Consider the following 13,268-nt stretch of genomic DNA (forward strand, 5'->3'; position numbering starts at 1 on the left):
CGGTGGATGATGCTCTGGAAGCGTAATCACGATGCCAGTACCGTTTAACGCCATATTTGTTTCAATCCTTGTTTCGGTGGATGATGCTCTGGAAGACTCGGAAGATATTAACAGATACAGCCTTGTAGTGTTTCAATCCTTGTTTCGGTGGATGATGCTCTGGAAGCAAACCTGATATCGAGCAAAAAGCAACACCTGAAGCGTTTCAATCCTTGTTTCGGTGGATGATGCTCTGGAAGCACTTTCAAACGGTTGTGAGTTGGCTGAAAAAGGGGTTTCAATCCTTGTTTCGGTGGATGATGCTCTGGAAGTGTTTAGCCCCGGAATGAAACCGGGGCGTTAATATGTTTCAATCCTTGTTTCGGTGGATGATGCTCTGGAAGTCGTTTACGATGGAACCGCAACGCCTGAGAACATATCGTTTCAATCCTTGTTTCGGTGGATGATGCTCTGGAAGAGGGAGACATGTTTAATCCTGTCAGGGGGTATAAGCGTTTCAATCCTTGTTTCGGTGGATGATGCTCTGGAAGGCTGTCTATCGGTTTGTCCTTCGTCTATCAGGAAATGTTTCAATCCTTGTTTCGGTGGATGATGCTCTGGAAGCCGTACAGTTTTTCATTTGTCTGTTTTCCAGTGCTATAATGATTTATTTGCTTGTGTCCAATTTCATTTTTCAGTATGTCAAAGAACGCTGATATGTGTGTTTTTGTATGCATTTCCGAAGGTGTAATTTATTGTTATTCTTTTAGTTATAGCTCGATTTCTCAACTTATTAAATAAATTGCCACCCGTGATTGCCTATTTGATGCAGATATTCCGGTAAGTACAGCCGACACAACGTTGCTTGTATTTGGTTGCTTTGGGAAAATAATTCTGTGTAATTATTTCGTTTACAGCTTGGCATATGGAACGAACTTCGTTTTTTGCCGCGTCCGGAATTTCAACTTCGACCAATTTATTTGCAGAACGGGTATAGACCAAAAATCCTTTGGTTACTTTTTTCGCAAAATTATCTTCAATAAGAACCGCGTAGCATTCCAATTGAGTCCGATAGGTTTCATAAACCCGATCTTCAAATTTAGCAAATTTGTAGTCAAGCGGAGCCATTGTCCCATCATTTAGTAAAAGTACTTCATCAATTTTTCCGCGTAACAATTGGTTGGCTAAATATTGGTCTGCGTATTTTGCTTGTACGCCGATTCGCTTTCTGAGGTAGTCCCGGTTTTGTTCGAGCTTTTGCTCATGTACACTTCTCCCTTTTTCAACTTTGAAGTGTCTTTCTTCATATTGAGGAATACTTAGAACATACTCGAAATACGTAAATCTCGGACAGTACAAGTATTCAATGATATGTGACGGAGTTATTGACATCAGAAAAACAGGGCTTTAACTTCATCGGTAATTAGTTTCTTGTCGAATGCCTGCCCCATGAGGGCAGTTTGCCGCAGTTCGTTTTTACTCATAGGGAAGATGTAAACAGAATCGGTTTCTTCGTCAATGAGTTCCTTTATTTCCAGCTCAAGGCTGTCTTTTTCGTTGTCTTCCATGCTGCCCAAGAACACCGATTTTTGTACCCGGTACAATCCCGACTTTTTACAAATCTTGGAGATCTTTCCCCGTTGTCGGTTCTTTTTAATATCATATAAGACCCAGCAAATCATAGCTTGTTGATTAATTTGTTTGCAAACTGATGGGCATCCATCTGCATGGCGTTCATGCGGGTTTGATTCCTTCCGTTATATTTTATTTTTTCTTCGTCGAGAAACTGCATGAGTGATTGCATCAACAGGTTTTTACCATCGGCATTTAAACTGATGCCGTTGGTGATGTCGTCGGTGTGACTGTCGTTTACCTTTTTTGCAGAGAACAGTTTGAATACGACTTCGTCGGCATATATGCGGTAGGGTTCAATAAAGTCGAAGACCATACTTTTCATATTATAATCATCGCGGTGCATAAACCCAACATAGGGATCAAGTCCGGCGATGACCAGAACCTTTTCGACCCTGCTGTAAAGTACGCCGTAGGCATAATTGAGAAAAGCATTGAAGGCATCTTGCGCCGGTCGAAAACTCCGACCGCTGAACTGGTATCGCTCGTTTAGCAGAGAGCTTAAGGTTTGGAAGTAGATGCGCCCGGCAGTACCTTCCAGACCTCGAAGAGTGTCGTCGATAGTATCGATATTGCTTCCTTTCAGCTCATTCATTTTTTGTTTGAGTGATGAAATCGAGTCAATTTTTTCCTGAATTTTGTCGGCTGTCGCCGGGCGATGGTTTTTCAGCCGTTTCAGTAATTCCACCTGGTTGTCGAGCTTTTTCGTTAGCCAGCTTTTAATCCAGAAAACACCCACCTCGTTCAGACTTGCTTCCAGCTGCTGTTTGCGAATTTTGGAGGTACTTCCAGGTTTACTATGCCAAAAACGGCCGACGGGTACACCATCGTATTCGAAAATAATGATGTCGATATTGTTCTTCATGGCGAGGATAACTGCATCGGTGCTGATTGCCGATCCTTTGCTCATTAAGATGGATGTGACCTTTTGACTGGCAAAATGATGTTTTTGTTTTTCCCCGTCTTTTGTGAGCGAAACCTCGAATAACTCGTCTTTTACATGGACATAAGTACCATAGGTGTTAATAATTAGTTGCATGCTTCAAACTTTATTCTATTAGATTGATCGTGCCAAAACCGCGGCTAACGGCTTTGCCAATTCCTGCCCAATCGGGTAAGAACGCATTACTGGTGAAACTCCCCGAAAAGGCAAGCATAGTCTGGTTCTTAAACAGAGTTTGTTTTTCTTCGAGCCGGGCAACAGCCATAATACGTTCGGTCGTCCGAAAACCGAGCCCTTTGTAAAAACTGAGGATGTTATTTTGAATTTGGCGATTCAGGAACTGTTTTTTGTCTTCGTCGCACAGCATACTGTACTTGTGAAAATTTTCCTGGTTCAGTGCCATCCATAGTGTTTTGAAAAAATAGTTGTAGAGTTGCTGGTTAACGCTCAACTCAATCTGCTTTTGTTGAATGTTTTTAGCCTGTACCGGGAAATGTTGTCCTTCAATGTTGAGTTCACATATTTTCAAGAAGAGCGAAACCAGTAGGTCGGCTCCTTCCTGAAATCCAACCAATGCCGGGATTCTATCGACTACTTTGTATTGTACCAAGGGGTAGGCGTAGCGTGAACTTCCGTCGGCATAATGGTTATGTAACAACGGCGAATGTTCTTTAAACAGGTTGCCAAAATAACCCCGTAGCTTGTGTGCATCGCGGGTCTGAAGTTGAATATCCGGAAATTGTATGGTGGTTTGTGTGATTTGCATGGTTAAATAGATACAAGTTGTTTATTTGTATTATACCCTGTATTTAAAGTTGAATCAGTGGCAGAATAAGAGTAGAAGAGTGATTGCTGTTCCAAGTTTGATAAATAAAAACCGAATAACTGTTCTGAATCAAAATTGATCTTTGTTTCTCCATATGGTACAGGGACATTAATGACATAGTCATAGAACGTTGATTTGAATGCCGAAAACCGAGCTTTCAATTCCCAAGGAGTCAATCCTTCCGCTCTATATAGCGAGACATATTGTTCCCAAACAGCCTTGGCCTCTTCATTCAATTGAATAAATACGGAATCGGACTTTCGCTCCTCGATTAAACTCAAGCCAATTTCAGCAAACCGCAGACCTAATATCGCATCCAATAAAGTGGATGAGGTTTCATCGGACTGTTTCCTGACCTCCTCGAAATAACACTCTATCAGTTTTAAATAGTTCGATTCTTCAATGTCGTTGAAATCCTTCAAAACATTTTTAGTTTTCAGGATTAAGTCTGAACCATAAATCCGACTGGTGGTTCTTTGATGTTCCCCATCAATTTCGAAAAGGAAAATGTCTGAGATTGTTTTCTTTTCGTTGTAACGGTTCGCCCGGCCTGCCGACTGGATGATGGAATCGATGGGCGACAGTTGCCTGAAGATGGTATCGACTGAAATATCCACTCCTGCTTCAATCAATTGGGTCGATATAATCAGCTTGCGGTTTCCGTTCTTCTTTCTAATTTTTCGGATAATCTCCTTCCGTTCATAAGGGGTGATCAAGGTGGAAAGGAAATAGTAATCGGTATCGTCCAGATCAAGGTTGACCAATTGTTCAAAGCAAGTCCGCGCTGCTTTCTTCGTATTCATAATGACCAAGACATCCTTCTCCGGTTCCTCGCAAACGTAATTTGAGACAGACTCAACAAATGAATCAAACGAAACCGCTTCCGCATGATAATGTAACCTTGTGCGGTTGAACACTTTGAAATACTTTTGATAATTGGGTACCAGTTCGGTAATATTTTCTCCGGGGGTAAAAATCAAGGGTTGTGTGGCCGAGATCAGTACAAAGTACATGTTCAGCGATTCACCCAGCGAAAGGAACGATTTTCGGATAGTTTCCCACAATTCATAAGGAATGGTTTGTATTTCGTCGAGCAGCACCACCGCATTCCTCAGGTGGGCAAGTTTCATTAGTTTGGTTTTGTCCATCGAAAGAATGGTTTCCAGAAATTGCACAAACGTCGTAACAATGGTTTCCGACTGCCATGTTTCAATCAGAAACTGGCTTTTATCGAAGTCGTAAACCTTTTCCGAACCATCCTTATAATTTGGTTCCGCAAGATGATGATGTTTTAGCAGCACATCGCTCGAATCAGTTCCCAGCACCTGGCGATAAACATCAAAGTTCTGATCGATGATGGAGGTAAAAGGAATGTTGATGACAATTTTGGCATCGGCATTACCGCTTAGCTCCCTGAGCTTATCGGCCACCGCATATGCCGTAAGGGTTTTGCCCAATCCGGTTGGCAGAGTAATGGAATAAAGGTGCTGTTCTGGTTTGAATACCTTTTCCAGATGCTCCAGTGTATTGAAATAGGCTTCATTTTTCAGCCTGTCAATTTCTGTTTGTGCTATGTTGAACCCTTTCTTCTCCCTGAATTGGCCCAAGCGCTTGGTTATATTGGTTTGCTTCTGGTCGAAACGGGTTTCATCAAGGATGACATCGTTTTTATCGGCAAACATCAAGGCCGAATAGATCACCTGAAAAAGATTGAACAATGTGATGCGCGAAGGTTCGTCGAACTTGGGATAACGAAACTTAAACGACATGATTTTGAAATCTTTCATTTCTTGCTGGAAAGTATTGCCCTGCCAGTATGCGGTAAACTCCTTCCATGATGTTTTAACCTTACAATTGACAAGTAACTCTGAAATGATCAATTCAATGGATTCATTATCGATGCTTCTGATCTGTTCTGAAAAGTTCTCAAGATCATCGTTTGAGAAAGATAGTTCCTTTTCCAGGTTCTCGATGTTCCCATGATGCCGCTTTACGGCAATTAACACCAATGTAGGAATCAATTCTGAAAGAAGTTTATCGCTAAACTGTTGTTTACAATACCGGCTTGCCACGAACCATGTAAAGATCGACGACAGTTGTGCGTGGTTCTTTAAATGACTGTGTACCCCTTCCGGCTCTCTGATGTACGCTTGAAAATAACTGGTAGCCTTGGCTAAATCATGGAACGCACCAGCAATCCATACCAGGTCGGTAAGTTGCTGTTGGGTTATCCCTGCTCCATTAGCCAGCACGAAGCGATAGCCTTTATCGCTCACTAAGCAAGTGGCGATGGTAGCCACCTCGCGGAGATGGTCGATTAGGTATTTATCGGGATGCGAGCGTAGTTCTGTCATAGCATTTGGTCTCTAATCTGGGGACCATCCCCCTGTGAAATGTGTATCCAATATGACGTATACATTCATTATAGGAACAGTATATTTCCAACTCCCTTAACCGCGTGGTAATCGGGTACTCGCACACGCAGCGGATTCCCGTTCTTTTCGATTAGTACCTCGGAGTATTCGAGTACCTCGCGGTCGCGGTTCATCTCAATAGGCATGTTATTGGCCGAATAGAAGTATTCCCGTTGAAACTCCACAGGAGGTTCACCTTGCAGTTTCGACATGTTCACTGCCGTAATAATTTCGGCAAACTCACCATTAGAGGAAACATTATTTGCCGTAGCCCGCTGCACAAAATCGACCTGAGCAGTAAATTGTGCTAGTCCTAAATACGGTGTAAAATGGTGTCGTTTGTTGGCAATCCGTTCCGAAAGTTCTTCAAACTTCAGTTTATCGGCCATGCTCAGGTAAATGCGATAATGGACATCCTTTACCAGCTCAAACTCAATCTGCGTGCGACCGGCTCGGGTCAGGTCGTAAAACGAAGTCTTGGTATTGATAAGGTTAAACCCAATGTTCTCTTTCTTCACTGGGCGCATAATCTGTATCGTCATATCGGCCCGCTCTTTCGAGAAGAACTCCTGCACTGGCTCTGCTCCTTCGGGATACACTCCGTCGCGTATTTCCCGTTCCATACCCAGTATGGCCCCCAGTATCCCGGCAATGGCCGTGCGGGTAGGTATGGAGTAAGTTAGCGGCGAGGTGGTGGTATTGTACTTTCGGAAGTGCCCGTATTCGCCCCTGATGTCGAAAATGAGCAATTCCTTATAGTTCATTTTTGCTGATGTTGGTTATGATTTGACCTTTATTGATCATTGTCAGCCGAGAATCGGTTTTCAAACTGAGGGCGGCAATCTTTTCCTTATTTGCTTTCAGCACCTCGACCAATTCAGTTACATCCAGTCTGAAATCGTTGGTGCTGCGGATTTGCATTTCGTTCTTTTCGCCACAGTCCAGTTTTAGCCGCTGACGCAGGTTACCAATGTAGAAAGGTTCATTGTAGTCTATGGTCAATAAGAATAAGGGTGCTTGACCAAACTTTGAACGTGAAATCAGGTTTTTGGTACCTTCCCAAATTCCTTCGATCAACAATGCTTTGTCGTCTTCGTTCATGGTTGAATATTGCGCCGATTTCTCATTGATTACCCCGTTGAAGCCAATCACTGCATAGGGGATTTTGTATTCGGTACGGAAAGTTGCCTGATTCTTTTTATCTCCCGATGAAAATGCTCCTGTTCCCTGTTCTTCAATAATCTCGGTCTTGTTGATCGATTTTCCCATTTGGAACTGAACCGGGCCAATTTTGGTAATCGAATCGTTTGAAAGAGGGATTACCCCGCCAAACACACGGATGTCGATACATTTATTGAGGATCATAGCGGCTTGTTCCTGAAAGTCTTTGGCACGGCGTTTCCCGTCCTTGATATACTCTTTGTCGCCTTCTGCGTATGTCGTTTCGCGAACAAAAATATCCTGATTCTCGCCCTGTCCGTTAAAGCCCTTGTACTCGTACCAATAGTCGCGGATGGTACGTTTCAGGCGTACATCCGACACCAGAATGGAGCTGCTCTCGGTGTCGAAACGCGGACGATTCTCGTTCAGAGGGTCACCGTTCGGATTGGCATTCTCAATATCATATAGGAACAAAAGTTCGCTGCGATTGCTGATTATTTCACTCATTGTTTTATGTGTTTAAAAGATTATTATTCTGCTACTTGACTATTGTTTTCTTTTTCATTCTTGAACTTGCGCCCCATTTCTAGGCCCGCCACAAAGTAGAACGATAGCTCGTTGTTGCTCAACGAGACCAGTTCTTGCTTTTTAGTTACAAAATAGTGGCTGATCACTTCGCGCAAATCGCCATAGATGTAGAAATTCTTCTGGTATTTCTGGATTTTGTCCAATGCCTCGGTATAAACTTGCATCAGTAGTTCCGGATTTAGCTTGTACCCGCGCAGTTTGTTTTCGAACGGGGTATTGCTGAGATTGGCATGTTGAATGTCGAAAAGGAAACGCACCATTACCCCAACGGCAAATATCCCTACTTTGATATCGCTGTCGAGGAAACTTTCGTTCACCTTTACAAACTGGTTGAATCCATCGAGGTTAAACCGGCTTGTTTTCTTTTCAGTAACGATTGTATCCATATACTTATAGTTTTTATTGTTTTCGATAATTCTTAGTTCCAGTAAATAATTAATGAGCATTATGGCCTTCAAAATCGTCCATCCTGCCGGTTCTGTCCATTTGTCCTGTGAGTGCGATTCGTTGTAGTTTTTCCGAATAACACCAATAATCCGTTCAAATAAAAAGGCTTTTGAAATAGATTTGCCAACAAAGATACGTTGAACAATATCGAGAAATTTGTCGCCAAAGAAATCGCTCACAATCCCAAATGAAAATTTCAAATCCTGCTCAACTTTCTTAATAACAATGGCATTTTTAAACAGCAGGTTGCGATTAACCATTTCGGGCACTTCGACAAACAGTTTGTTAAATCTTGATGGGAGCACCTCTTCCAGCATCATCTCAATGCTGATGGCTTCGGTTTTTTTGTCCTCTGAATAGAACAGCATATCGAGGTAGAAATAGTTCTCCTGCCGGGCAATAATCTTCTGTACATATTCTTCTGCATCCGACCGTTCCTCTTTTGATGTCTTCTTTTCGCGGGCAGTGGCAAAGGCTTCTTTCAGCAATTCTACAATCATCTCCAGTTCGTTATGGCTGCTGCGGATAATGGGGTGCGGTACAAACAAAAACTCGTGACCATAGAAATAACCGGTCAGGTGCTGTTTAATGTACTTTTTGCCATACTCCAACGCAAGTGCCTCCTTCGACGAAACCGGATAGTTGCGCCAAAATTTTTCCTTGTTGAAAAAGCCGCTGATAAAACCGGGCTTGTCGGGGCTTGAATATTTAAATGGGGCGGCAAACCCGTAAATGTCTTCAGCAACGGCGCTGGTCACTGAACAAACTGAGTTGTTGGTTCGAGACTGGGTACCGTTGTGGTCGTATTTCTTCTCCGAACCCGAATCAAGCAGGATGTTATGTACCAACTCAAAATTGTTCAGGTACAACGCCCGTTCGTTATGTATCCGCAGCGAAATACCTGTAGTCGTTTGCTCCTCTTTAGACGCGCTGCTGAAATAGCCTTCAACATCCGAACTAATTATTGATTCATTTCTGAGAAATTCTGATTCGATAAGTTTGAACAGTTGGGCGTCGGGATGTTTCGGAGAGGTGAGTTTCTTAAGCTGCGCCTCTTTAATGTTTTGCAACTTCTTATCTGCAGGATTGCTGAGCTTGGTGGTAAGGGTTACATCGCCCCCACGGGCGCTTCCTTTTCGGTAGGCATATTTCCGGTAACTGGTTGAATCTTTTTTCACCTTTTCAATATCGATTCCCTTGTAGGCGCAGGTCAACTCACCGTTGTCGCTGGCAATTTCGAATACCAACAGCAACATTTGATAATCTTTGCCCGGAAACATGTTTTCGATGTAGAGGTCAACCGGGTCGAGGCCGCGGTTTTGCTCCAATTGCCAGTGGCCTATTTGTGCGATGGCTTTATCCTGCATATTATTTAGTTTTGGTCAAATTTCGTATTCGTAACTCCAGACTTCGTGGAGTCACAGAATAAGTTTTGAGTATTTTTTTATTTTTTCTTTCAGGTATTCCAGAAATCCGGGATCTCCTATAGTCTGAACATCTTCGGCCAATCCCAAAGCAAACCGGCCAGGACCTTCATACTTGGCAACCGGTGCTTTTAGCAGATATTGGCTGTTGCTTATCTTGGATATATACCGTTCTGTCAATGGATATTCTTCAATGAGTAAATTGCGCGCTTTAAGTGAAAGTAACAGCTCTACACGTTTGTCCAGGTCGCCGGTGTTTCGGAAAATATCAACCGGTTTAGTGCGATGGCGTCGTTCATGTTCCCAGCCCAGAGGCGAGAGCTGCACATCTTCAATCCGACAGATCTTAAATTGTCGGTTCTGCTTTAGCGCAGTGTCAAACGCCCAAAGGAGATTAAAATCTTCTCTGAATTCGAATGGCTCGACCAACCGGTTTTTGACCGTTTGACTATTCCCGGAGGCATAGTTTACCAGCAAAACTTGTTTTTTCTCTTTTTGGGCTTTCCGAAGTGTTTGAACAATAAACGATTTCTCTTTGTGCAAATAGGATCCAATTGTTTTGTCCTGATTAAGAAAGGAGGTGAGTTTTTGTTTTAATCTCAATGAGGTGTTCGCCGGAATATCCAAAAAATCGATCGTTTGCGAAAGGAGCCAGCTCTCTTCTTCAGTAAAATGGAGAATGTTTTGCAATACCTGGTGGTCGTTCCGGTGGTGTTCAATCCAGTATTTGCCGTCCTTTTGAATTAGGTTAAACCCGATTTCAATCAGGTCGTTCCGGTAATTGTAAAATGCGGAATCTCCAATTCCTAAATATTCGAGACACTCTTCTTTGCTTTTGGGGTAGGAGCAGGAAAGAAATAAAATCAATTTTAATAACCTTCGCGATTTGGTTGAATGTGACATTGGTTTCTTGTTTATCGGTTGGATAAAGTTACGAAATACATAATTTTATTTTATCGATTAGTTGTTTTTTTTGTTGTTAATGGCGTTTCGAAAAGTCATACTGCTGGAATAAATTATAAAAATCCATGGAAAAAGAAGGGATCTACTGCATTATGGGTTTCTAGATATGTTCGATAAAGCCGCTGCAGGCATTACCGGAATCGGACAAATTAAAGAGTGACGGGCAGATAAAATGAATTGTTGATATGGAAAAGAGTAATCTGTAAACCATTCGACATATTCCTTTTGGAACTTGGCAGAAAAAGAATCTTAAAGGTTACAGGTAATTGCAATAGTAAACAATTTTGTTTATTTTTGCAAAAAGGAGGTCTTTGTCATGAATAAGGAAATCTCGATCATAAAAGGGATCCACCCAGGTATAATTCTTAACCGGGAACTAAAGAAGCGAAAGCTTCCAAAGAAACGTCTCGCATTGTTAATTGATGAATTTCCTCAAACAATCGGAGCGATTACAAAGGGGAAACGTCGGATCAATCCTCAATTATCTATCAGAATAGGAAAGGCACTTGGGTTGGATGAAGAATATTTTTTGATTTTGCAGGCTTACCATGATATTGAACAGGAAAAACGGAAATTACATGAGTCTCTACATCCGGATCTGTCGAAAATAAGGCCAATAATTTTTTGGGATACAGATATCCGGAAAATCGATTGGGTAAAGTATAAGTCCAGCGTCATTCGACGGGTTTTTGAACGGGGAAACGAAGCCGAGAAGCTCGAGATAATCCGCTTTTACGGGCAAGAAGACGTCACTGAGATTTTAGAACAATCGGGAAATTTGGGCCACTGGGCTGGGGTACGTCAATAGTTTTAAAAATTTGAAAAGATGTCTGAGAATCTATTTTACAGAACAGTAACCCCTTTGCTTCTATCAACATTGAAATTACTAATGACAGCAGACATATTCAATTCTTTCAGGTTAGTTGGAGGAACTGCTTTGAGTTTACAACTGGGGCATAGGGAATCGGTGGATATTGATTTGTTTACTGATGCGGATTATGGGACGATCGATTTTGATTCAATCGATAAATTTTTAAGAAATCAATTCCCATATTTCGACACAAGTGGTGTCGAAATAGTAGGGATAGGACGTTCTTATTTCGTTGGAAATTCAGAACTTCACGCTGTAAAACTGGATTTATTCTATTCCGATCCTTTTATCAGAGAAATCGTGAGAATGGATGGTATCCGCTTTGCCAGTATTGACGACATTGTAGCAATGAAAATTGAAGTAATTGGACAGGGGGGACGAAAAAAGGATTTTTGGGACCTGCACGAATTATTGGACTTTTACACCATTGATCAAATGCTTCAACTTCATCAAGAACGATATCCATACAATCACAACGGGGCAGAGTTATTGGTCAATTTTACAAAGTTCGAACAGGCAGATAACGATTTCGACCCCATTTGTTTAAAAGGTAAATTTTGGGAACTTATAAAATTGGATATAATGGAGGCTCTGGATAAAACCATTATCTGATTCTGGGCGTAATATACGCTAGAAAAGCCAATGATATTGCCCAATTTCACCATTCTGGGTTGGTTGCTGGAATGAACTCGAATAAGGGGTTACCGGCATGGAAGTTTTTATGTTTATAAAATTACAGATGACTCTTCTCCAGTTGTCGTTTAAGCAATTTCATATCACTGGATATTTTTGAGTCAATGACCCGTGCATAAATCTGCGTGGTTTTCAACGAGCTGTGGCCAAGCATTTTCGATACTGTCTCTAACGGAACACCATTGGACAAGGTGATAGTTGTGGCAAAGGTGTGCCTGGCTACGTGCATGGTGAGTGTTTTCCGGATGCCGCATACGTCTGCTATTTCTTTCAGGTAGGCATTCATCTTTTGATTGGAATGAACAGGCAGTACTTTTCCGGTTGCGCCGCTTTTGGGGTGCTCTTTGTATTTCTCGATTATCCGGAGGGCTGTTGGTAAAATCGGAATCCGGCACCGGGTCGATGTCTTTGTGCGGTCGATGATAACCCAAAGCTCTTTATCATCACCTTTGAATATGTGGTCGGGACTCAGTTTTTCCATGTCCGAAAAAGACAGTCCCGTATAACATGCAAAGACAAACAAATCCCTCACAACTTCAAGGCGTTTGATCGGAAAGCTCTTTCGTGTCAGTTTCAGAAGTTCTTCTCTGGTCAAAAAGTCACGGTTTGAGGTCATGCTTTTGACTTTGTAATCGGAATAAGGATTTTTCAGAATAAGCTCCTTCGATACTGCATCGTTCAGCACATGCTTGAAATCTTTGTGATACCCCCATGCCGTGTTTGATGATATCTTTATCTTAGATTTCAAAAAAATGTCAAAACGGTCAAGAAAGTTAACGTTAACCCGGGACAGCGGAAGATCCGGCCGGTGGTATTCCCTACTAATAAATTCCACCATCCTGTTCCTGCAAGTGCGGTAATGCTTTAAAGTACTGAAAGAATATCCATGATCTATTTTCCCGGCAATGGATTCTATTACCTGATCAAAGGCTTCCAAAACAAGTTTTTGCTGCCTTTTGCCAATGATCTGGTCTTTTAAATCGTAGATATCAAACTCCTCCCCAACTGAAACCAATTGGTTGAAGCAGTCATTTACATGAGTCGAAAATTTGGAGATACGGCTGTTTGTGACCCTTGCTTCTTCGTCTTTACCAATTAACAACTGCCGTTTCTTGTCCCACAGTGCAGGATCAATAAATACACCTGTCGAAACCTCAATTCTTCGGTTATCCATTGTAATTCTGGCATATACCGGTTTTTTTGACTCTGATTTCCCCTTGGAATTCTTTAAAAGCAGATTAATTGTAACTCTCATAACAAACCATTTTTTAAAAATTATGGATTCTATGGCGAAATCAGCTATTAAAAATAAGGGTAAAATACCCCA

General features: G+C 41.9%; 12 protein-coding genes and 1 CRISPR repeat array. Of the genes, 2 read left to right on the forward strand and 10 right to left on the reverse strand.

Going from position 1 to position 13,268, the window contains the following annotated elements; translation table 11 throughout:
• The first annotated feature begins 58 nt into the window (after positions 1–58).
• A CRISPR array of direct repeats spans positions 59–603; the repeat unit is 37 nt; unit sequence GTTTCAATCCTTGTTTCGGTGGATGATGCTCTGGAAG.
• 195 nt (positions 604–798) lie between these two features.
• From cas4 to N2K84_RS15625, 9 genes are all read right to left on the reverse strand, one after another.
• Entirely contained in the window at positions 799–1,371 is a 573-nt protein-coding gene (gene cas4 / locus N2K84_RS15585) for a CRISPR-associated protein Cas4 (protein ID WP_282592755.1), read from the reverse strand.
• Positions 1,371–1,661, reverse strand: coding sequence for a CRISPR-associated endonuclease Cas2 (gene cas2, locus N2K84_RS15590; RefSeq protein ID WP_282592756.1), 291 nt, complete (start codon positions 1,659–1,661; stop codon positions 1,371–1,373). Before cas2 ends, cas4 begins: the two co-directional genes overlap by 1 nt.
• Entirely contained in the window at positions 1,658–2,650 is a 993-nt protein-coding gene (gene cas1 / locus N2K84_RS15595; protein ID WP_282592757.1) for a CRISPR-associated endonuclease Cas1, read from the reverse strand. The genes cas2 and cas1 overlap by 4 nt, the downstream gene beginning before the upstream one ends.
• Before the next feature lie 10 nt (positions 2,651–2,660).
• Positions 2,661–3,320, reverse strand: coding sequence for a CRISPR-associated endonuclease Cas6 (locus tag N2K84_RS15600; protein WP_282592758.1), 660 nt, complete (start codon positions 3,318–3,320; stop codon positions 2,661–2,663).
• Positions 3,321–3,322: 2 nt separating this feature from the next.
• Entirely contained in the window at positions 3,323–5,734 is a 2,412-nt protein-coding gene (gene cas3 / locus N2K84_RS15605) for a CRISPR-associated helicase Cas3' (protein ID WP_282592759.1), read from the reverse strand.
• A gap of 68 nt (positions 5,735–5,802) precedes the next feature.
• Positions 5,803–6,558, reverse strand: coding sequence for a type I-B CRISPR-associated protein Cas5b (gene cas5b / locus N2K84_RS15610; protein WP_282592760.1), 756 nt, complete (start codon positions 6,556–6,558; stop codon positions 5,803–5,805).
• Positions 6,548–7,462, reverse strand: coding sequence for a type I-B CRISPR-associated protein Cas7/Csh2 (gene cas7b / locus N2K84_RS15615; RefSeq protein ID WP_282592761.1), 915 nt, complete (start codon positions 7,460–7,462; stop codon positions 6,548–6,550). The genes cas5b and cas7b overlap by 11 nt, the downstream gene beginning before the upstream one ends.
• Positions 7,463–7,485: 23 nt before the next feature.
• A complete protein-coding gene (locus tag N2K84_RS15620; RefSeq protein WP_282592762.1) occupies positions 7,486–9,357 on the reverse strand; it encodes a TIGR02556 family CRISPR-associated protein in 1,872 nt (623 codons plus the stop codon).
• 51 nt (positions 9,358–9,408) lie between these two features.
• Entirely contained in the window at positions 9,409–10,317 is a 909-nt protein-coding gene (locus N2K84_RS15625) for a helix-turn-helix transcriptional regulator (RefSeq protein WP_282592763.1), read from the reverse strand.
• 376 nt (positions 10,318–10,693) lie between these two features.
• Between N2K84_RS15625 and N2K84_RS15630 the strand changes: the two genes are divergently transcribed.
• Both N2K84_RS15630 and N2K84_RS15635 read left to right on the forward strand, forming a co-directional pair.
• Positions 10,694–11,185: a helix-turn-helix transcriptional regulator gene (locus N2K84_RS15630; protein ID WP_282592764.1), complete on the forward strand. Its 492-nt coding sequence runs from the start codon at positions 10,694–10,696 to the stop codon at positions 11,183–11,185.
• A gap of 18 nt (positions 11,186–11,203) precedes the next feature.
• Positions 11,204–11,860 carry a nucleotidyl transferase AbiEii/AbiGii toxin family protein gene (locus N2K84_RS15635; protein ID WP_282592765.1) on the forward strand — a complete coding sequence of 219 codons (657 nt, stop codon included), beginning with the start codon at positions 11,204–11,206 and terminating at the stop codon, positions 11,858–11,860.
• 121 nt (positions 11,861–11,981) lie between these two features.
• Here N2K84_RS15635 and N2K84_RS15640 read toward each other — a convergent pair whose 3' ends face one another.
• Positions 11,982–13,196: a site-specific integrase gene (locus N2K84_RS15640; protein WP_282592766.1), complete on the reverse strand. Its 1,215-nt coding sequence runs from the start codon at positions 13,194–13,196 to the stop codon at positions 11,982–11,984.
• Between the last annotated feature and the right edge of the window lie 72 nt (positions 13,197–13,268).

The sequence above is a fragment of the Gaoshiqia sediminis genome (assembly GCF_025907915.1).
Taxonomy (GTDB): Bacteria; Bacteroidota; Bacteroidia; order Bacteroidales; family Prolixibacteraceae; genus Gaoshiqia; species Gaoshiqia sediminis.